This window comes from Pseudomonas sp. D47 (assembly GCF_045447305.1).
Taxonomy (GTDB): domain Bacteria; phylum Pseudomonadota; class Gammaproteobacteria; order Pseudomonadales; family Pseudomonadaceae; genus Aquipseudomonas.
Map to the genome: position 1 here is coordinate 49,609 of NZ_JBJGXU010000012.1, position 18,824 is coordinate 68,432.

General features: G+C 61.8%; 17 protein-coding genes and 2 pseudogenes. 11 read left to right on the top strand and 8 right to left on the bottom strand.

Translation table 11 applies throughout. The features are described 5' to 3' along the window. Window positions 1-4: 4 nt before the first annotated feature. Entirely contained in the window at window positions 5-691 is a 687-nt protein-coding gene (locus tag ACI77I_RS10985; protein WP_263273572.1) for a molecular chaperone, read from the bottom strand. A gap of 207 nt (window positions 692-898) precedes the next feature. Between ACI77I_RS10985 and ACI77I_RS10990 the strand changes: the two genes are divergently transcribed. Beyond that, window positions 899-1,420, top strand: coding sequence for a chemotaxis protein CheY (locus tag ACI77I_RS10990; RefSeq protein WP_242150954.1), 522 nt, complete (start codon window positions 899-901; stop codon window positions 1,418-1,420). A gap of 16 nt (window positions 1,421-1,436) precedes the next feature. On the opposite strand, the gene ACI77I_RS10995 is transcribed toward ACI77I_RS10990, so the two are convergent. Beyond that, window positions 1,437-2,642 (bottom strand): DUF1835 domain-containing protein, encoded by a 1,206-nt coding sequence (locus tag ACI77I_RS10995; RefSeq protein ID WP_406997487.1) that lies wholly within the window; start codon window positions 2,640-2,642, stop codon window positions 1,437-1,439. Between the two features lie 251 nt (window positions 2,643-2,893). After that, entirely contained in the window at window positions 2,894-3,970 is a 1,077-nt protein-coding gene (locus tag ACI77I_RS11000; protein WP_263273570.1) for an aldo/keto reductase, read from the bottom strand. A gap of 131 nt (window positions 3,971-4,101) precedes the next feature. Here ACI77I_RS11000 and ACI77I_RS11005 point away from each other — a divergent pair, with 131 nt between their 5' ends. Next, window positions 4,102-4,779 carry an ATP-binding cassette domain-containing protein gene (locus ACI77I_RS11005; protein ID WP_406997488.1) on the top strand — a complete coding sequence of 226 codons (678 nt, stop codon included), beginning with the start codon at window positions 4,102-4,104 and terminating at the stop codon, window positions 4,777-4,779. Continuing rightward, window positions 4,776-5,567 carry an ABC transporter permease gene (locus tag ACI77I_RS11010; RefSeq protein WP_094951525.1) on the top strand — a complete coding sequence of 264 codons (792 nt, stop codon included), beginning with the start codon at window positions 4,776-4,778 and terminating at the stop codon, window positions 5,565-5,567. Before ACI77I_RS11005 ends, ACI77I_RS11010 begins: the two co-directional genes overlap by 4 nt. A gap of 141 nt (window positions 5,568-5,708) precedes the next feature. Here the strand turns inward: ACI77I_RS11010 and ACI77I_RS11015 are convergent, their stop codons facing one another. Together ACI77I_RS11015 and ACI77I_RS11020 are read right to left on the bottom strand one after the other, a co-directional pair. After that, a complete protein-coding gene (locus ACI77I_RS11015) occupies window positions 5,709-6,761 on the bottom strand; it encodes an L-idonate 5-dehydrogenase (protein WP_406997489.1) in 1,053 nt (350 codons plus the stop codon). Window positions 6,762-6,774: 13 nt separating this feature from the next. Beyond that, a complete protein-coding gene (locus ACI77I_RS11020; protein WP_242150945.1) occupies window positions 6,775-7,548 on the bottom strand; it encodes a glucose 1-dehydrogenase in 774 nt (257 codons plus the stop codon). Between the two features lie 147 nt (window positions 7,549-7,695). Between ACI77I_RS11020 and ACI77I_RS11025 the strand changes: the two genes are divergently transcribed. The 5 genes from ACI77I_RS11025 (at window position 7,696) to ACI77I_RS11045 (ending at window position 12,170) form a co-directional block, all read left to right on the top strand. Continuing rightward, entirely contained in the window at window positions 7,696-8,568 is an 873-nt protein-coding gene (locus ACI77I_RS11025) for a LysR family transcriptional regulator (RefSeq protein ID WP_406997490.1), read from the top strand. A 104-nt stretch (window positions 8,569-8,672) separates the two neighbouring features. Then, a complete protein-coding gene (locus ACI77I_RS11030) occupies window positions 8,673-9,305 on the top strand; it encodes a glutathione S-transferase family protein (protein ID WP_094951529.1) in 633 nt (210 codons plus the stop codon). 34 nt (window positions 9,306-9,339) lie between these two features. Further along, on the top strand, window positions 9,340-10,260 hold the full coding sequence (locus ACI77I_RS11035) for a LysR family transcriptional regulator (protein WP_242150936.1): 921 nt from the start codon (window positions 9,340-9,342) through the stop codon (window positions 10,258-10,260). Between the two features lie 16 nt (window positions 10,261-10,276). Next, window positions 10,277-11,161: a LysR family transcriptional regulator gene (locus ACI77I_RS11040; RefSeq protein ID WP_406997491.1), complete on the top strand. Its 885-nt coding sequence runs from the start codon at window positions 10,277-10,279 to the stop codon at window positions 11,159-11,161. A gap of 79 nt (window positions 11,162-11,240) precedes the next feature. Next, complete coding sequence (locus ACI77I_RS11045) at window positions 11,241-12,170, top strand: pyridoxamine 5'-phosphate oxidase family protein (protein WP_406997492.1); 930 nt, start codon at window positions 11,241-11,243, stop codon at window positions 12,168-12,170. Between the two features lie 60 nt (window positions 12,171-12,230). Here ACI77I_RS11045 and ACI77I_RS11050 read toward each other — a convergent pair whose 3' ends face one another. Continuing rightward, entirely contained in the window at window positions 12,231-12,782 is a 552-nt protein-coding gene (locus ACI77I_RS11050; protein WP_094951533.1) for a Dabb family protein, read from the bottom strand. A gap of 311 nt (window positions 12,783-13,093) precedes the next feature. Between ACI77I_RS11050 and ACI77I_RS11055 the strand changes: the two are divergent. Together ACI77I_RS11055 and ACI77I_RS11060 are read left to right on the top strand one after the other, a co-directional pair. Beyond that, window positions 13,094-13,368, top strand: a pseudogene (locus tag ACI77I_RS11055) (hypothetical protein); the annotation flags it as partial. Between the two features lie 219 nt (window positions 13,369-13,587). Beyond that, window positions 13,588-13,989, top strand: coding sequence for a RidA family protein (locus ACI77I_RS11060; protein WP_094951534.1), 402 nt, complete (start codon window positions 13,588-13,590; stop codon window positions 13,987-13,989). A gap of 5 nt (window positions 13,990-13,994) precedes the next feature. Here ACI77I_RS11060 and ACI77I_RS11065 read toward each other — a convergent pair whose 3' ends face one another. Both ACI77I_RS11065 and ACI77I_RS11070 read right to left on the bottom strand, forming a co-directional pair. Continuing rightward, window positions 13,995-15,416, bottom strand: coding sequence for an efflux transporter outer membrane subunit (locus ACI77I_RS11065; protein ID WP_406997493.1), 1,422 nt, complete (start codon window positions 15,414-15,416; stop codon window positions 13,995-13,997). Beyond that, window positions 15,416-16,210 (bottom strand): helix-turn-helix transcriptional regulator, encoded by a 795-nt coding sequence (locus ACI77I_RS11070; RefSeq protein ID WP_406997494.1) that lies wholly within the window; start codon window positions 16,208-16,210, stop codon window positions 15,416-15,418. Before ACI77I_RS11070 ends, ACI77I_RS11065 begins: the two co-directional genes overlap by 1 nt. A 490-nt stretch (window positions 16,211-16,700) precedes the next feature. On the opposite strand from ACI77I_RS11070, the pseudogene ACI77I_RS11075 reads away from it, so the two are divergent. Then, a pseudogene (locus tag ACI77I_RS11075) lies at window positions 16,701-18,794 on the top strand (condensation domain-containing protein); the annotation flags it as partial. Window positions 18,795-18,824: the final 30 nt, after the last annotated feature.

Consider the following 18,824-nt stretch of genomic DNA (forward strand, 5'->3'; position numbering starts at 1 on the left):
ATCATCAGTTGAGTGCCGCGCGATGGCGGGCCTGCAAACCGATATCGGTGATTTCGGTGAAATGGAGGGTGGTGCCCTTGGGCAAGGGGCTTGGCACGGTCAGGGTTTTGCTCTCGTACGGCTTGAGCAGCAGGTAATCGCTGAGCACCTCGTTGTCGGTTTGCAGGTTCACCAGCGACAGGTGAAACGCGCTGGGGTTACGGACCGTGACGGTGCGCCCGTCGCCGCTGCTCCACACCAACTGCTGCACCGCTTCAGCCGAGCCACCTTGGAGCGCGGGCGGCCGATAGAACAGCTTGAGCCGCTGGCGTATCGCAAATTGCACGCTGTTGGGGTCTTCGGGCTTGAGCGGGATTTCCATGATATTCAGCCAGAACAGCGATTCACGATCGGTGGGCAAGCCTTCACCGGCATACAGAATGCGCAACTGGTGATGCTCGCCGGCACCCAGTTGCACCAGCGGCTCGGTGGCGGCAAACGGCACGGTGCGGTCGCCAGCGTCGGCCTCGCTGGTGATCCAGGTTTGCACCACCACCTCACGGGATGCCTGGTTGACCACGCCGATGTTGGCTGCCTTGTCCTGGCCAAAATAGATCAGGCGCGTACCTTCGATCTTCAGCGCGGCGCTGGCAGGCGGCGGTGCCAGGGCCAGCAGCCCGCAGGCTAAAATCACCATTCTGAGTAGAAACATGAGCAAGGATGGATTCCATGGGAGCGTGTGGGAACGCAGCCCATGGTAGGGGGCGGGTGGGGCGAGGGCTTTCAGGCGATTCTTAAAAGTGGGCAGGTGTACCCAGTTGCCGTTTCAGAATCGCCTTAAAGTCAGGTTTCACCCCTGACGGGTAACGTGTTCAGCGTTGAATGATCGACGCGGATGCCCACCTGTCAGGTTTACCCTATGTCCAATAAAGCGTTACGCCTTCTGATTGCCGATGCAGACCTGCTGCAACGGATCAAGATTGAGAAAATGCTCAACCAGTTGGGCTATTACCGCATCGCCCCCTTGAGCTCGTTCGACGAGCTGCAGGCGTTGACACGCGTGGACGGCGTAGCGTTTGACCTGTTGATTATCAACACCGCGCTGGTGCACTCGCGGCAGGTCAACCTGTTGAAGTACTGCCACGACAACCCGCTGATTCGCCACACGCTGATCTATGACGGGCAATGCGCGCAGAGTTCGGTGGTGTCGGTATCGGTGAGCCAGACCCTGCACCTGTCGTTGTCACAATCGCCGGACTTCAACTCCCTGCGCCGCTGCATGGAGATTGTCGACCCGGACCATAGCCTGCCACCGGTCGAGCGGCCGACACTGCGCGCCGTCGACAGCCGCGTCAGCCACCTGTCGACGGCGCCGCGCGGCCTCTACCAGGGCGACCCGGCGGTGATAGCGTGTGCGGTCGGGTTGTCGCCCAAGCGCTGAGCGCTATGGCGCAGCATCAGCCACGCCAGACGGGCAGGTGGTCGTCGCCCAGCGTCCAATGGGGTTGCCTTGGCCGCAAGCAGACCCCGCCGACCCAACGCTCGTGGCTGGCGTGGTCCAGCCAAGAGGCGTCGCCGTTCAGCACGGCGTGCCCCAGTGGCGTTAACGTCAGAGCGCGGCGCGGCCATTCGTGCTCGGTGCCGGTCTCGATCAGCAACGGCTGCTCAGCCTCGATCAACGGCCGCAACAGCGCATGGAACATCATGTCGCCCAGGAACGGCAGCGGCTCGCGCTTGCCCATCAACTCGGCAAACACCCTGCCGAAGGGCACCGGCCCGGCCTCGGCGATGTACCTCAGCGACAAGCGTTCGGTGAGGGACAGGCCATCGTGGAGACCGGGTAGCTCCTGCAATTGGCGACGTAATGTCGGTGCGAGAAAGGGCAGGGAAGGCTGCGTGCTGTGGGCCAGTTCCGCCAGCCCAACCGGTGAGCTGGCGCAGTACGCCGACCACGCCTGTTTGGCCAGTTGCACCGCCGAATCGTCGATCAACCGGCGCTGCGGCCATAGCCACGCCAGCACGTCGGGGGCCAGTTGGCCGATACCGATAAACCGCTCGACGCCGGGAATGCGATCAACCTCGATCAGCTCCAGCTTGCGCGGTGCCTGCTCAAGCCCGGCCAGCGCACGGATCAGGAACAGTTGGTCATAGGCATCCGCCTCGCACCACAGCACGCTGTGGTCGGTGTTGGCCAAGGCTTCAAGCTGGTGGTATTCATCCTTGACACGTCGCGCGACTTCAGTGGGGTCCAGGGCAAAGGCCTGGCTGATAAACGCGCTGCGCATCACGCGGAATGCTTCGCTGGGCAAGTCGCGCACCGGCCCCATGCACAGCGGGTCTGCGAGCATCTGGAACTGGCCTTTGAACCCCGCCACTTGCAGGCTGTGGGCAATGTCATTGCCGCAGCGCCAGTGGGTGGTACGGGCTTCATCGCTGGCATCAAACGCGGGGTGGCGGGCGGCGAAGTCGAGGGCGTCGACATGCGCCTTGAGCTTGGGCCAGCTGCTGAAACCGAGTTGCTTGGCGACCTGCCATTGAGCCTGGGACAAGGTCGCGTTGGGGTCTTGGCTTTTCAGGCGCGGCAACAGTTCCTTGGCGCGCTTGCGCTGCTGCTCAAGGTTGAGACGGCCATCGGTGTTGGAGGATAGAGGGCGTTGCGACATACGATCTCCTTGCACTGACCTTTTCCGCTTTAAGGTTGGGAGTCGTAGAAATGAGGTAGAGCTTGAGTGTCTTGGGCGCAGCCCTTTCCGCGGAAGGTGGCGTAGAGAGCGCCAGGCGGGAAATATAGGCAGCATTGGCGTTCAGTGCAACCCTGGAAGTGTGGGAGCGAGTTCGGCTGGCAGCACAGCAGTGCTTGGCTTTTCTGTGGGAGCAGGCAAGCCAGCTCCCACATTTAGCTATGTATAGTCCCTTACTTATCTGTTCTGGCATCCATGGTCTTTTGATGCTCAGCCAGGAACGGTTGCTCCGCCGGGTCAAAGCGGTCAATCCCGGCGGTAAAACGATGCCAGTATGGATACAACGGCTGGCGACGGGTCACCGCTTCGATACGTGAAGACTGTTCTTCTGTGAGTTTCAGTTCGGTCGCCGCGAGGTTGTCGCGCAGGTGTTCTTCGGTGCGAGCGCCGACGATCAGCGAGGTAATGCCCGGGCGATCCTTGAGCCACGCCAGGCACGTGCGCGCGACCGACACGCCATGCTCATCGCCCACGGCGGCGAGGGTTTCGATGATGTCCAGCGCACGTTCCTGGTCATGTACATAGGGTTCCGGCCAGCCGCTGCCCTGGCGGGTATTGGCCGGTGGCTTGTGCCCGCGCCGGGTCGAGCCGGTCAGCAGGCCTTCGCCCATCGGGCCCCACACCAGCGTGCCGATGGACTGGTCGAGCGCCAGCGGCAGCAATTCGTACTCGGCCTCGCGGGATTCGGGCGTGTAGTAAATCTGCTGGGTGATGGGTTTGAGCATGCCGTGAAGCTCAGCCTTGCCCAGGGTTTTCATCATCTGCCAGGCGGTGAAGTTGCTGGTGCCGAAGTAGCGAATCTTGCCCGAGCCAACTAACAGCCGCAGCGCTTCGAGGGTTTCCTCGATCGGCGTCAGGCCGTCCCAGTTGTGCAATTGGTAGAGGTCGATGTGGTCGGTGCCCAGGCGCTTCAAACTGGCTTCGCAGGCGCGGATCAGGTGGTAACGCGAGGAGCCGGAGTTATTCGGGTTGTTGTCCACGGGGCTACGGCCCTTGGTGGCCAGCAGGATGTCGTGGCGCTTGTCGCCCAAGGCTTTTCCCACCACTTCTTCGGCCAGGCCGTGGGAGTAGAGGTCGGCGGTGTCGACCATATTTACCCCGGCGTCGAACGCGATGTCGAACATGCGCTTGGCCTGGGGCACGCCCACCGAACCGCATTTTTCGAATTCGGCGCGACCGCCGAAGGGCACGGTGCCCAGGATGATTTCGGATACCAGCAGGCCCGAATGGCCCAGTTGTCGGTAGAGCATGTCGCCTCCTGTTTTACGTTGCACGTGAAGGTGTGAACGACATGAAGGGCGATAGTTTGAATTTTTTCATGAAATCTTCGTGCACCTGCCGCACCATTGCGCCAACAGGATTTAAGAGGAACACCGCGTCCATGAGCGCACTGATAGAAACCCGCGCCCTCACGCGCCGGGATGAGCGCCGCCAAGTGGCCTTGCTCCACCCCACGGATTTCACCCTGAACCGCGCCGACCGCGTGTCGATCACCGGCTCCTCCGGCTCGGGTAAAAGCGTGTTCCTGCGCGCGCTGGCGCTGCTGGATGTGCCCAGCGCCGGGCAGATTTTGTGGAATGGCCAACCAATCGCCAATGCAGAGATTCCCCACTACCGCAGCCACATCAGCTACTTGTCGCAACGCCCGGCGCTGCTTGAGGGCACCGTGGAAGACAACCTGCGTTTTCCCTTCAGCCTCAAGACCCTGCGCAAGCGCAGCTTCGATTTGCAGGCCGTCACCACGCTGTTGGAGCATGCCGGTAAAGCCCCGGAGTTTCTGCAGAAAAACGCCGGTGACTTGTCGGGCGGTGAGTCCCAGGTGGTCTCGTTGATTCGCACCTTGCAACTGAACCCCGAAGTGCTGTTGCTCGATGAACCTACTGCCGCCCTCGATCCCACGTCATCGCGTGATGTGGAAGCGCTGATCGACGCCTGGTTTGCCGGCGATAACTCGCGCGCTTTCATCTGGGTGTCCCACGACCTCGACCAGGCCCAACGCATGAGCGCCATCCACCTGCACATGAGCGCGGGCGTGCTGAGTGGAGCGGCACAGCCATGAACTATCAAAACCTCACCGCGCTGGACATGGGCATCGCTGCCTCGCTGATCCTGATCAACGGCGCGCTGTCATTGCTGTTGCGCCTGGGCCTTGGTCGACAATTGCTGTGGGCGGCGGTGCGCACTGTGGTGCAACTGTTGGCCATCGGTTATCTGCTGGGCTGGGTGTTCGAGTTCGCGTACTGGTACGTGGTGCTGCCGCTGATGTGCGCAATGACCTTGATCGCCGGCCTGTCGGCGGCCGGACGTGGGCGCAGGACCTATCGCGGGCAACGGGTCGACAGCATCCTGTCGGTGTGGGGCAGCTCGTGGCTGGTCACGGCGGTGGGTTTGTTTGCGGTGATCCGCATCCACCCGTGGTACGAGCCGCAATATGCGATTCCGATTTTGGGGATGATCCTTGGCAACACCCTGACCGGTGTGTCCTTGGGGATTGAGCGCATGACCCAGGAACTGACCTCCGGGCGAAATACCATCGAGATGATCCTGGCGCTCGGCGGTTCACGCTGGGAAGCCGCCCAGGAAGCGATTCGCCAGGCGGTGCGCGCCGGGATGATCCCCACGTTGAACCAGATGACCGTGGTCGGCATCGTCAGCCTGCCCGGCATGATGACCGGCCAGGTGCTGGCGGGGGAGAGCCCGGTGGACGCAGTGCGGTATCAGATCGTGATCATGTTTCTGATTGCCGCGTCGTCGGCGTTGGGTACGGTGGGAGCGGTGCTGCTCACGTACCGGCGGCTGTTTTCTACGAGCCACCGGTTTTTGCGCGATCGTCTCGAAGAACGCTGACAGAGCAGCCAACTCAGCTCAAATGTGGGAGCTGGCTTGCCTGCGATAGCGGTGTATCAGTCGCCGAATAAGTTGACTGAACCACTGTTATCGCAGCCTCGCTAAAGCTCGACAGCTCCCACAGGGTTTAGCGGGAAGGCTTCAATCCAAATCCGCCACACCAAAATCCAGCACCACTTTCATCGCCTGAGTCTTATCCGCCGCCAACTCAAACGCCTTGACCGCCTCGCCAAACGGCACGGTATGGGAGATCACCGGGCGCACATCCACGATCTGACGATTGAGCAAGTCCACCGCCTGGGCAAACTCCGAATGGAAGCGGAACGTGCCACGCATATCAATCTCGCGGCTGACCAGCAGATTCAACGGCAACGACACATCACCGCCCAAGCCCACCGTCACCAGGACGCCACGTGGGGCGATGCATTCCAGGCCGTTGCGCAGGGCCTGGGCGCTGCCGGAGACTTCGAACATCACGTCGAAGTAGCCCTTTTCGGCGCTGTAGCGCTTAAGCGCATCGGCGCCGTCGGCAAGGTTGTGAGTGCGTGTGGCGCCCATTTTTTCGGCGCAGGCGAGGGCGCTGGCGGACAGGTCCACGGCCACGATTTCACCGGCACCGGCGGCGCGCAGGCTGCCAATCAGCAGGTTGCCGATGGGGCCGCAGCCGGTCACCAACACGCGTTTGCCGAACACCGCGCCGGCACGTTGAATCGCGTGCAAGCCCACTGACAAGGGCTCGGCCAGTGCACCCTCGGCGAGGCTGACGTGGTCGGCCAGTCGATGGGCCTGATGGGTCTCGATCACCAAGCTCTGGCGAAACGCGCCCTGGATATGCGGAAAGGGCATAGCGCTGCCGTAGAAACGCATGTTCAGGCAATGATTCGGAAGGCCCTGGTGGCAATACCGGCAACCGCCGCACGGGCGTGATGGCGACACCGCAATGCGCTGGCCAGCCTTGAACAACCCGGCCTCGCTGCCCACGGCGTCGATCACCGCCGACACTTCATGGCCGAGCACCATCGGCTCGCGCAGGCGCACGGTGCCGAAACCGCCGTGCTGGTAGTAGTGCAAATCCGAACCGCAGATACCGCCACGGGCGATGCGTACGCGCAGTTGGTCGGGGGCGAGGGTTTGCGGTTCGTCCAGGGGATCGACCCGCAGGTCTTTTGAGGCATGACAAACGATAGCGTGCATAAGGCTCTCCGGGTTACAGCGACGCGGTAATACCACCGTCGACGTACAGAATATGACCGTTGACGAAGCTGGCGGCGTCGCTGGCCAGGAAGACGGCAGCGCCGGCCAACTCGGCCACGTCGCCCCAACGGCGGCTTGGCGTGCGTTGCTCCAGCCAGTCGCTGAACGCGGGGTTGGCCACCAGGTTGGCGTTGAGTTCGGTCTTGAAATAGCCAGGGCCGATGCCGTTGATCGTTAACCCATGCGGGCCCCAATCGATGGCCATGCCCTTGGTGAGCATTTTTAACGCGCCTTTGCTCGCCGCATACGGCGCGATCCCCGGGCGCCCCAATTCACTTTGCACCGAGCAGATATTGATGATGCGCCCACGTTTGCGCGGGATCATCACCCGTGCCACGGCCTGGCCAACGAAGAATGCGCTGTCGAGGTTGGTGCTGATCAGCTCGCGCCAGTGCTGCTCGCTGTAGTCTTCCAGCGGGCCACGGCGTTGCATGCCAGCATTGTTGACGAGGATTTCCAGTGGCCCCAGGCGCGCTTCGATATCGGCCACAGCGGCCTGGGTCGCCGCGCTGTCGGTCACGTCAAACGCCTGGGTGTGCACCTCCAGGCCCTCCAACGTCAGCGTGGCCGCTGCATCGCGCAAGGTGCTGCGGTTGCGCCCGTTAAGCACCACCCGCGCACCGGCCTGCGCCAGGCCACGGGCAATCGCCAGGCCGATACCGGCGCTGGAACCGGTGACCAGCGCGAGCCGGCCATCGAGGCGGAAGGTGTCTAAAACGCTGTGCATGAGGCGGCTCTCCTGGCGTGCTTAGTGTTATAAGCAAAACCGTTTTAGGGTTGCTTGGATGGGCTTCACTTCACTCCAGCGAGGGCTGCAGGTCCAATGTTCATTTATGATTGAGTGATCAAATTCTGTGATAACCAGGAAGGCTTTATGGAGCTAAAGCACTTGCGCGCCTTTGTGGTGCTCGCCCAGGAGCTGCATTTCGGCCGCGCGGCGGTGCAGCTGTCGATCGTGCAACCGGCGCTGAGCATGCAGATCAAGTTGCTGGAAAGTGGCCTGGGTGTGCGCCTGCTGGATCGCAATCGCCACTCGGTGACGCTGACTGAAGCGGGGCGCGCGTTCCTGCCTGAAGCCCAGGCCACGTTGCACCAGGCTGCGCGGGCGGCGGATGCGGCGCGGGCGTCCAGCCGTGGCGAAATCGGCCGGGTGCGCCTGGGGTTTGTGTCTTCGGTGCTGCCGCAGCTGTTGCCGGCGTTGATCCGCGCGGTGCACCAGCGCTACCCGCGTATCGAACTGGAGCTCAAGGACATGCCCGGCCCCGATCAAGCCGCGGCCTTGAAAAACGGCCAGCTGGATTTCGGCCTGATGCGCCTGCCCGCCGCGCACCCTGGCGTGCAGACCCGCGCCGTATTGCGCGAAAGCTTTTGCGTGGCCTTGCCCATCGATCATCCCTTGGCGGCCCAGGAAACACTCCAGCCCACGGATTTGCTCAACGTGCCGGTGTACATCCTCGCGCGGCGTTACGCGCCGGGGTTTTACGACGAGTTTATCCACGCGTTGGGCATCGCCCTGGACATCGCCTCGGAACTGGGCGAGTTCACCACCATGCTTGCGCTGGTCTCGGCAGGGCTGGGCGTTGGAGTGTTGCCGCAGCAAGCGGCGCGGGCATTGCCGGCCAATTGTGTGTCGCGGCACTTGGAACTGGGGGCGTATCAGGCCAGCACCGGGCTGGCCTGGACTGAGTTGGACAGCGCAGTGAAAACCACGTTGTTTAATCTGATCGTGGAATTATTTGGCGAATGATTGTTTCACCCGGTGAAATACTGGATTGTAAATCCTGGTGATTCCATCGATCAGGGCGGCGGTAGACTATGCCAGGCCTCGATCCCCCACCTTTGGAGCCTTTCATGTCTCAGCCTGCGATCAAACTCTATGGTTTCCCGCTGTCCGGCCACTCTCATCGGGTTGAGCTGATGCTGTCGTTGTTGGGCTTGCCCAAGGAATTTATCTTGGTGGACCTCAAGCAAGGCGCCCAGAAATCCCAGGATTTTATCGCCAGCCTCAACAGCTTTGGCCAGGTGCCCGTGATTGACGACAACGGCACCGTATTGGCCGATTCCAATGCGATCCTAGTCTACCTGGCGAACACCTATGGCAACGGCCAGTGGCTGCCGACCGATCCTGTCGGCCAAGCATGCGTGCAGCGCTGGCTGTCGGCCGCTGCCGGGCAACTTCACGCTGGGCCGGCTGCGGCGCGACTGGCCGTGGTGTTTGGCGCCGATGTTGATACCGTCACCGCGATCAACCACTCTCACGCCCTGTTGAAGTTGGTGGAGCAGCAACTGAGCCAAAGCCGCTTCCTGGCCAGCGAACACCCGAGCATTGCCGATATCGCCTTTTACACCTACGTGGCCCACGCGCCGGAAGGCAATGTGTCACTGGCCGACTACCCTCAAGTGCGCGCCTGGCTTACCAGCATTGAAGCATTGCCGGGCTTCGTGGGCATGCCGCGCACGGCCGTTGGCCTGCAAGCACAGTAATGTGAATACCCTGTAGCTATTAGAGTGAACGCCGATGGACCGATTTCATGAAATGCAGGTGTTTCTCGCGGTGGCCGAGGAGGAGGGCTTCGCCGCTGCTGCGCGCCGCCTGAACACTTCGCCGCCGAGCGTGACCCGGGCCATCGCCGCCATGGAACAACGCATCGGCACTCAACTGCTGGCACGCACCACCCGCAGCTTGCACTTGACCGAGGCCGGTCAGCGTTACCTGGAAGATTGTCGGCGTATCCTCGCCGAATTGGATGAAGCTGAAGAAGCCGCGGCAGGCAGTTATTCCATCCCCTGTGGGCACTTGACGGTGACCGCGCCGGTGCTGTTCGGCGAGCTGTATGTGGCGCCAGTGCTGGGCGATTACCTGGACCGCTTTCCCCTGGTGAATATCAACGCCTTGCTGGTCGACCGCGTGGTCAACATGACCGATGAAGGCGTCGACGTGGCCGTGCGTATCGGCCATTTGCAGGAACCGGGGCAGCAGGCGATCAAGGTCGGCGAAGTGCGCCGAGTGGTGTGCGCCGCGCCCGGTTATCTCGACCAGCACGGGCGCCCGTCGCGGCCTGAGCAGCTGCGTGAAGCGAAGGTCGTCACCCCGTCCTCCAGCCAGTTGGTGAGTGAATGGCGGTTTGTCGACGGCGGCCAGCCGCTGACGGTGCCCATCGAACCGCGTTTGGTAGTCACGGCGAACAATGCCGCGATTAACGTGGCGCGGCTGGGTTGGGGCGTGACGCGGGTGCTGTCCTACCAGGTCGCGGCTTCGGTGGCGGCAGGGGAGCTGGAGATCGTGCTGGAGGATTTTGAACCGGCGCCGCTACCGATCCAGGTGGTGTTCCTCAAGAGCGGCCGCGTACCGGCCAAGGTCCACACCTTTGTCGACTTCCTCACCCATCGCCTCGGGCAGGACGCGGCCCTGAACCCGGCGATGAAGCAGCGCGGCTGATGGAGCGGCGCGCCTAATGGAACGTTATCGCGACATGCAGCTGTTTGCGGCGCTTGCCGGGCAACCCAGCCTGGCTTCGGCGGCGCGTTATGCGCAGGTCTCTGGCCCGACTTTGGCCCGCGCGATTGCCCGCCTGGAAGCGCGCCTGCACGTGCCTTTGCTGCTGCGTACGACGCAGGGTGTGAGCCTGACCGAGGCGGGCAACGCCTACATGACCGACTGTGTGCGCCTACTGGCCGCCGTGGACGCCGCCGAGGCCTCGGCCAAGGGCTTGCACGTGCAGCCCCAGGGCAATCTGCAGGTATTTTTGCCGGTGCTGTTCAGCCGCTACGTGATGGCGCCGGTGTTGGCGGCTTACATGGACCTTTACCCTGACGTGCGTCTCGTCGCCCGCTATCACGACTATTACCCCAACCTGCACGAAGAGGGGCTGGACGTGGCGGTACTGGTGGGCGAACTGCCCAGTTCGTCGCTGATCGCCCGGTCGGTGGGGCAGGTGCGGCCTATCCTTTGCGCCAGCCCCGGCTACCTCGCCACTCATGGTGAGCCGATGCACCCCGATGACCTCAAGCGCCACCACCTGATCGCCAACGCCGATCGGGTGCACTGGGACTTTCAAGGTTATTCACTCAAGACCCGCGCGCGCCTGAGTTGTGCCACGGTGCAAGGCACGATCAATGCGGCCGTGCACGGTGCAGGGTTGATTCGCTGCCTGAGCTACCCGGTTCACGAACATCGGGTGAGCGGCCAATTGCGCCGCGTGTTGCCAGCCTTTGAAGGGCCGCCGTTGCCGGTGCACGTGGTCTACCGCGAGGGCCGCAATGCGCCGATGCGCGTGCGCAGTTTTGTCGACCACTGCGTGGCGGCGCTGCGTGAACATCCGGCATTTCAGTTGGCGTAATAGTGGATTGCCTGGCGTGGGTATTCTCTCGATGGGTGGCTGAGCTTAGCCTGGGCCCATCCACTATGAGGTGATCGCCATGAACCTGATCGAACAATCCCCCTGGCATGCCGGTGAACGGCAGATGCAGGAAAGTGCCGGCGTTGCCGAGCGCATGGCAGTGGTTGGGCCCAAGGTGATCCGTGATCATTTGCCGGAACAGCATCGGGATTTTTATCCGTTGCTGCCTTATCTGGTGCTCGGTGCGGTGGATGCACAGGGCATCCCGTGGGCGACACTGCTGGAAGGCGCGCCGGGGTTTGCCCATTCCCCGGATCCACAGACGTTACAGGTCGACAGCATGCCGTCCAAGGGTGACCCGGCGCTGCCTGCAATACTCAGTGGCGGGTCTGTGGGCCTGCTGGGCATCGACCTCAACACCCGGCGCCGCAACCGCATGAATGGCCGCATCGGCCGCCTCGATCACGAGGGTTTCTCGGTCGACGTGGTGCACACGTTCGGCAACTGCCCCAAGTACATCCAACTGCGCCCGGTCGATGCGATTGCGCGTAAACCCGGCACCCTTGCCGAGCGTTCCAACAGTCTGGATGATACGGCACAGGCCATGATCCGAAACGCCGACACCTTCTTCGTCGCAAGCTTCGTTGACGTGCAAGGCCAACGTTCAGTAGACGTCTCCCATCGCGGCGGCAATACCGGTTTTGTGCGCGTCGACGGCAACGTGCTGACCATCCCTGACTTCGCCGGCAACCTGTTCTTCAATACCTTGGGCAACCTGTCGGCGAACCCGGTGGCGGGGTTGTTGTTTATCGATTTCGAGTCGGGCGACGTGCTGCAGATTGCCGGGCGCACCTCACTGATCCTCAGCGGCCCCGAAGTGGCGGCGTTTGAGGGCGCGCAGCGGTTGTGGACGGTGACCGTTGAACATATGGTGCGCCGCCCGGCGGCATTGGCGTTGAGGTGGCAGTTTGCAGGGTTTTCGCCCCATAGCTTGGCGATGGGGAATTAATGCCAGGCCAGCGAACACGCTCGATCTAGTGTCTCATCCACCCCTGTCTGCGCGCGCCGATCAGTGCTTGTCAGCGGCAAAGTCGAAGACCAGTACGCCCTGTTGGCCTTCGGCAAGCAGTGGGCCGACAAACGTTTTGAATTCGGCATGCTTAGGGTCGTAGTACTTCGCGTCCTCTACAATCGGCGCCCCCACATAATAATTTCGATCACCCTCGGACTTGAAGCGCACCACGAAGGCTTGTTCAAACCCATGGTCTACACCTTCGCCGCTGTTCTGTTTGCCGGTGATGATGGATGTGATGTAACGCTTGCCTGACCGCTTGGCGATCTGTTCAAGCGCCAGAAAACGTTTTTTGACCTCGGCTTTTTGTTTGTCGGTGACCGTATCTTTATAGCGAAACAGCACGATATGTTCGACGCGGCCGGGTTTGTAACCTGGTGCAGTAAAGCGTTTAAGACCCTCGCGCGTTATTTCAGCCTGCAGTGTTTGTCTCTGGGTGGCGGCTTGAGCATCAGGCGCCGGCGTTTGTGCGAATGCTGCGTTGGTACCAAGCAGCAGCCCTGCGGTGAACAGTGTGGTTTGAAGAGTGTTACGAACAAAACGAATCATGGGGTCGTATCCTTATATTGGGTTGCTTCAATGTTGGCCATTGGCACTGTCTAATCTTGAGTACTGCCTGTGACACCTCACACTCTTCAGGACTGGCGCCGTGTGGCAGCGTATGACAGAGCTGTTAACCAGTTGGTCGGATGAAATCCGAAACCTGTGTAAGAGTAGTCTGTGTGGCGGGTGGCGTAGGGCACAGCCCTGGCCGACAATCGCGATCACCCGAGCGGGGTCTACACCTGCCCAGTGGCGATGTATTGGTCGCCGAAAGCAATCGCCCGCCGATGCCTGAAAGCGCCACCGATGGCGGTGCCGGCCTGACCTTCTCCGATGCGTGTGGCATGCCGGCGGCGTTTGCCAATGGTGTGTTTGTCGGTGAGCACGGTTCGTAGAACCGCAACCCGCTGGCACGCCCATCGACTTCCTGACTGGTGTTCTCAACGCCGCAGGTGAAGCTCAAAGTCGGCCACTGGGAGTGACCCTGGACGCACAGGGCGCGCTGCTGGTGGCGGATGACGTGGGCAATAAGGTCTGGCGGGTGACCCAACGCCGCCGCACCGCTGCGATGGCATCAACGGTGTCTCGCTGATAGACCGAGGTGTCTGCATCGCAGGCAAGCCAGCTCCCACAGCAAACTAGAGCACTGCGGTGCTGGCAGTTAAACTCGCTCCCACAAGGGACCACCGCTCTATTCAGCGACGGTATACGCCCGACACAGTTCTGCCAAAATGTTGCTGGATGTTGAACCGTCAGATTGAGCAAAGCCTATGGGTTAGCCTTGTTTTCCCACCGACAACAAGGACTCGTCATGCAACGTAAGGTCATCAACCCCACAACGGTATTCAACTCCCTGCAATACGGCTTCAGCCAGGCTATCGAAGTGCCTGATGGTCGGCGCATCCTGCTTTCCGGCCAGGTGGGTGTGGATGCCGAAGAGCGAACCGTCGGGCCTGGTATCGCCGAGCAAACCGCCACCGCGTTAGACAATATCGAAAAGGTGCTGGCCGAGGTCGGCGGCGATCTGGCCCATGTGATCATGCTGCGGCTGTACATCGCCGAGCCTGCGCGTGATCAGCAGGAGCCGATCGCGCAAGCCCTTCGCCAGCGTTTCCCGCACAACCCGCCGCCGTCTTCATGGATCATCGTCAGCGGGTTGTCGTTGCCGCAGTGGTTGATCGAGATTGAAGCGGAGGCGGTGATTGCGCATTAATCACCTCAGCGCCGTGACAGCACCGACGCATCCCCCCATGCGCCACCCAACGCCGTATACAGGTTCACCTCCGCCACCAACTGCGCCAGCCGGTCCACAATCAGCGCCTGTTGTGAACTGAACAACGAACGCTGTGCATCGAGAAACGTCAGGTTGCTGTCCACGCCGCTGCGGTAGCGGTGTTGGGCCAGGTCGTAATAAGCCTGGTTGGCGGCGACGAAATCGCGTTGCGCCTCCAACTGGTCGTTGAAGGTTTGGCGGGCAGCGAGGCCGTCGGCGACTTCCTGAAACGCTGTCTGGATCGACTTTTCGTACTGCGCCACGCTGATGTCTTTTTGCAGTTTCGCGTAATCGAGGCTGGCGCGCAGGCTGCCGGCGTTGAAGATCGGCAGGTTGATCTGCGGCTGGAAGGTCCAGGTGCCCGAACCACCCTTGAACAGCCCCGACAGCTCCTTGCTCGCGCTGCCGGCATTGGCGGTGAGGGTGACCGAAGGAAAGAACGCCGCGCGGGCCGCACCGATATTCGCGTTGGCCGCCTGCAGTTGATATTCGGCCTGGAGGATATCCGGGCGCCGTTGCAGCAGGTCTGAGGGCAAACCGGCCGGCACGCGCGCCACCCAGTCAGCGGCGAGTGGCCGCGATGGCAGGTTTTCATCCACCGGGCCGCCCACCAGCAGGGCGAGGTTGTTGAGGTCTTGGGCGACTTGGCGTTCGTAACGGGCCACGCTGGCGCGGGTGCTTTCCACGGCCGTGCGCGCTTGCACCACGTCCAGCGCTGAAGCCTTGCCCGCGTTTTTGCTGCGGCTGGTGAGTTGCCAGCTGTGGTCGTTGGCTACCAGCGTCTGCTGGGCCAGGGCCAGCAGTTCCTGGTCGGCGCGCCAGGTCAGGTAGGCATTCGCCACATTGGCCACCAGGCTCAGTTGCGTGCTGCGCCGTGCTTCTTCGGTGCCAAAATACGTGAGCATCGCCTGTTCGCTGAGGCTGCGCACACGGCCGAACAGGTCCAGTTCATACGCGCTGAGCCCCAGGGTGGCGGAATAGTTGGAAGTGATCGCGGACTTGCCCGTGCCAGTCACGCCCCCCGGCAACTTCTGGCGTTTGCCGGCACCGCTGGCCGACACGGCCGGAAACAGGTCTGCACGTTGGATCCGGTACTGCGCCTGGAAGGCCTGCACATTCAGCGCCGCGACACGCAGGTCGCGGTTGTTGACCAGTGCTGCGCCAATCAGCTGTTGCAAGGCCGGGTCGTGGAACAGCTGCTGCCAGTCCGGTGTAACCGCCACGGCACCGGCCTGCGCCAGGCTGTAGACCCCGCCTTGGGGGTACTGCACAGGCACCGGCGCCGCCGGCCGTTGGTACTCGGGGATCAACGAACAGCCGCCGAGCATCCAGGCCATGCTTACGCTGGTGAGCATCCATTTATTCATCAGGCGCCAACCATCCATTTGGCCAAACCATGCCGGCCACTCACGCCCAATTTGGCAGCGGCGCGCTTGAGGTAGGTTTCGATCGAGCTGTTTTTTACGCTGAGTTTTTCCGCCATTTGCGGCACGGTGCCGCCGGTCAACAAGCCCAGGCACACCTCCTGCTCGCGCGCCGACAGGGTGATATCGCTGAGGGACAAACGCTTGTAGAACTCGCGCTGCAACTGCGATTGCTCAAGTGGGTTGTGGGCCGGCTCAATCTCGTTGTGCGACGCCTGGCGCAGGATCTGCGCATGCCGCTCCATCAGCGGCAGCAGGGTGTCTGACAGGCATTTGAGAAACGACAACTCGGCCAGGGAAAACCCCTGCTGGGTCGGCAGGCGATAGAACGAAATCACACAGCGGCGATTGCCCTGGCGCGAAACCAGGTTGCACTGGTGCGAACTGCCACGCGGGTGCTCGCTGTTGGTCTTGGCCTTCAACTGGATCAACAGCGGGTCCTGCATGCGCAGCATTTGCCGCAGCAGTGGGTGGTCCCTCAGCGGGTGTACAGCCTGCGGCGCAGACACATCTTTTTTCAGCCCGGCACTGCCTAGCAGCTTGATCTCGCGCACGCAGTCGCGCAGTTCATCCAGGGTCCATTCACTGAGGTCAACCAGATGAATGGGCACCCACTTGTCCACCAAATGCAGCATGTTGGCAGCGAAGTCTTCGTGGCCGCTGTTTGAAATCAACTCTCCCATTTCGGCATAAAAATGCGGGCTGTGGGTGTCGCCAATACTACGGGTCAGACTCATAGCCATCTCATCCTTGATGTCGAAAACCGTCAACGGGCACCCTGGGTCCGCGTCGGGTCGCTCCGTACTGCTTGAACGTTACTCGGCGTTCGAGATTTTATTTAGCCATAGGGATTTGTCCTACGTATGTAGCGGAAACGAGGGACACAAGTTGACATAAAAACCACGTCATTAATTCGACGTTTCTGACGGGGTATTCCGCCTACGAAAAGCGCAGTGGATTTTTTATAGTGAATTAACTAGTTGATTAATAATGAGAAAATAATTTAATGGCAATCGTTCGGCGAGTTGATATCGGCCAGATATAGCCAATCTCCTACAGCCCTTTAATCGTTTCAGCAATGAACCTTCAGCCAAGCCCGTTTCTATCCGTTTGGATGTCCGGGTTTCGGGTGACAGACAGCCCCCGACCCCCATGCTCAAATCCGGCACATTCGTCGTAATGGGCCACCCTGCGCGGCCAGTGCCTGACACCCATGAGAAGGATCTTATGCAGCATTCCGCAAGCTTGCCGGCCAGCTTCCCCCTCACCGCCGCCCAACAGGACATCTGGCTCGACCAGATGCGTGTGGGCGACTCGCCGCTGTACAACATTGGTGGTTATTTGGATATTGCCGGTGCCATAGCACCGGACTTGATCCAACGCGCCGTCGAATTGCTGGTGGCCAAGCACGACGCGTTGCGTACCCAGCTGCACACCGACGCCCACGGCTTGCCCCGGCAAACCTTCGCCCCGGCGTTGGCGGTAGAGGTGACGCAGCACGACTTCTCCACCCGGCCCGACCCGCAGGCGGCAGCCCAGGCATGGATACAGGTGCAAATGGCCCGGCCCTATGCCATGGCCGGCGAGCCGCTGTTTGATTGTTTCCTGTTCAAGCTCGACGAAGACCACTACCGCCTCGGCATCCAGGCCCATCACCTGATTCTCGACGGCTGGGGCTTTGGCCAAATGGTGCAATCCCTGGCGCGCCTCTACACCGACCTGCAACACGGTCGGCAACCGGAGCCGCAGGCGCCGTCCTATATCGACTTTATCGACTCCGACCAGCACTACCTCCAATCCGCCCGTTACGCCCGCGACCGCGCCTATTGGCTGGACAAATACCAGCAACTGCCCGAGCCGTTATTGACGCCCCGGCACACCGCCCAAGCGCCGAGCAACACCTTCGTGGAAGCGTTCCCGGTGGCGCTGCTCAACCGCATGGAGCAAGTGGCCAACCGTTACCAGGCCTCGGCGTTCCATGTGTTGCTGGCGGCGATGTACGTGTATTTCACCCGCACCAGCCAGCGTGATGAGTGGGTGGTGGGGCTGCCGATTCTTAACCGCTCCAACGCGCGGTTTCGCGCCACTGTGGGCTTGTTCACCCAGGTCAGTGCGGTGCGTTTTCAATTCAGCGAACAGCTGTCGTTCAGCGCATTGGTGCGCGGCGTGCGCGACCAGCTCAAACAGGATTTGCGCCATCAGCGTTTTCCTTTAAGCGAGATGAACCGGGAGCTGGGCCTGCGCCGCAGCGGGCGCGGCCAGTTGTTCGATCTGTCGGTGTCCTTCGAGCAGGACGACCACGACCTGCGTTACGGCCAGGTGCAGGCCCGGGCGATCAAGGTGTCCAACCACCATGAACCGCTGCCGATTGCTATCCACCTGCGCAGCAACCGTTACCAAGCCACCGCGTGCCTGCACTGCGTGTACAACGAGGCGTACTTCAAGCACGACGAAGTGCAGGCGTTGGCGCAGCGCTTTAGCTGGCTGCTGGAGCAAGGGCTGGAAAATACTGCGTTGACAGTCGCTGAGTTTTGCCTGGTGACGCCGGCCGAACAGGCGCAGTTGCAGCAGTGGAACGCTACCGCGCAGCCCAACGCTGCGACGCAAACCCTGCACGGGCGGATCGAAGCCCAGGCCACGCGTACACCGGATGCCGTAGCGGCGGTGTTTCAGGGCCGGCAACTGACCTACACCCAACTCGACCAACAAGCCAACGCCTTGGCCCAGCAACTGCTGGAGCACGGCGTACAGCCGGATGACCGCGTGGCGATTGTGGCCCGGCGCGGGCTGGACACTTTGGTCGGGCTGTTGGCGATCCTCAAGTCCGGCGCCTGCTATGTGCCTGTGGACCCGGCCCATCCCGCCGAGCGCCTGAACTATTTGCTGCACGACAGCGCCCCCGTGGCGGTGCTGACCCAACAGAATTTACTGCATCGCCTGCCGGCCTTGGATGTTCCGGTGCTTCGCCTGGGCGGCCCGGCCGTGTACCTCGCCAACAGCCCGCGCGTCGCGGTCACGCCGTCCAATCTTGCCTATGTGATCTACACCTCCGGCTCCACCGGGCTGCCCAAGGGCGTGATGGTCGAGCACCACAGCGTGTTGAACCTGGTGGACTGGCACTGCCAGGCGTTCAACCTGCACGCGGGCAGCCACACCGCCAGCCTGGCCGGGTTTGGTTTTGATGCGATGGCCTGGGAAGTCTGGCCGGCGTTGTGTGTAGGCGCGACGCTGCACTTGCCGCCGGCACAGGATGACGCGCTGGACCTTGATGCACTGCTGAGCTGGTGGCGCGCGCAGCCGTTGGAGGTGTGCTTCCTGCCGACACCGGTGGCCGTTGTGTGTAGGCGCGAC

Bases quoted from the DNA above. Each gene is read 5' to 3' on its own strand.
- ACI77I_RS11060 (WP_094951534.1), top strand. From the start codon at position 13,588: ATGCAACGTAAGGTCATCAACCCCACAACGGTATTCAACTCCCTGCAA.
- ACI77I_RS10995 (WP_406997487.1), bottom strand. From the start codon at position 2,642: ATGTCGCAACGCCCTCTATCCTCCAACACCGATGGCCGTCTCAACCTT.
- ACI77I_RS11030 (WP_094951529.1), top strand. From the start codon at position 8,673: ATGTCTCAGCCTGCGATCAAACTCTATGGTTTCCCGCTGTCCGGCCAC.
- ACI77I_RS11040 (WP_406997491.1), top strand. From the start codon at position 10,277: ATGGAACGTTATCGCGACATGCAGCTGTTTGCGGCGCTTGCCGGGCAA.
- ACI77I_RS11010 (WP_094951525.1), top strand. From the start codon at position 4,776: ATGAACTATCAAAACCTCACCGCGCTGGACATGGGCATCGCTGCCTCG.
- ACI77I_RS10985 (WP_263273572.1), bottom strand. From the start codon at position 691: ATGTTTCTACTCAGAATGGTGATTTTAGCCTGCGGGCTGCTGGCCCTG.
- ACI77I_RS11025 (WP_406997490.1), top strand. From the start codon at position 7,696: ATGGAGCTAAAGCACTTGCGCGCCTTTGTGGTGCTCGCCCAGGAGCTG.
- ACI77I_RS11000 (WP_263273570.1), bottom strand. From the start codon at position 3,970: ATGCTCTACCGACAACTGGGCCATTCGGGCCTGCTGGTATCCGAAATC.
- ACI77I_RS11050 (WP_094951533.1), bottom strand. From the start codon at position 12,782: ATGATTCGTTTTGTTCGTAACACTCTTCAAACCACACTGTTCACCGCA.
- ACI77I_RS11015 (WP_406997489.1), bottom strand. From the start codon at position 6,761: ATGCACGCTATCGTTTGTCATGCCTCAAAAGACCTGCGGGTCGATCCC.
- ACI77I_RS10990 (WP_242150954.1), top strand. From the start codon at position 899: ATGTCCAATAAAGCGTTACGCCTTCTGATTGCCGATGCAGACCTGCTG.
- ACI77I_RS11020 (WP_242150945.1), bottom strand. From the start codon at position 7,548: ATGCACAGCGTTTTAGACACCTTCCGCCTCGATGGCCGGCTCGCGCTG.
- ACI77I_RS11035 (WP_242150936.1), top strand. From the start codon at position 9,340: ATGGACCGATTTCATGAAATGCAGGTGTTTCTCGCGGTGGCCGAGGAG.
- ACI77I_RS11070 (WP_406997494.1), bottom strand. From the start codon at position 16,210: ATGAGTCTGACCCGTAGTATTGGCGACACCCACAGCCCGCATTTTTAT.
- ACI77I_RS11005 (WP_406997488.1), top strand. From the start codon at position 4,102: ATGAGCGCACTGATAGAAACCCGCGCCCTCACGCGCCGGGATGAGCGC.
- ACI77I_RS11045 (WP_406997492.1), top strand. From the start codon at position 11,241: ATGAACCTGATCGAACAATCCCCCTGGCATGCCGGTGAACGGCAGATG.
- ACI77I_RS11065 (WP_406997493.1), bottom strand. From the start codon at position 15,416: ATGAATAAATGGATGCTCACCAGCGTAAGCATGGCCTGGATGCTCGGC.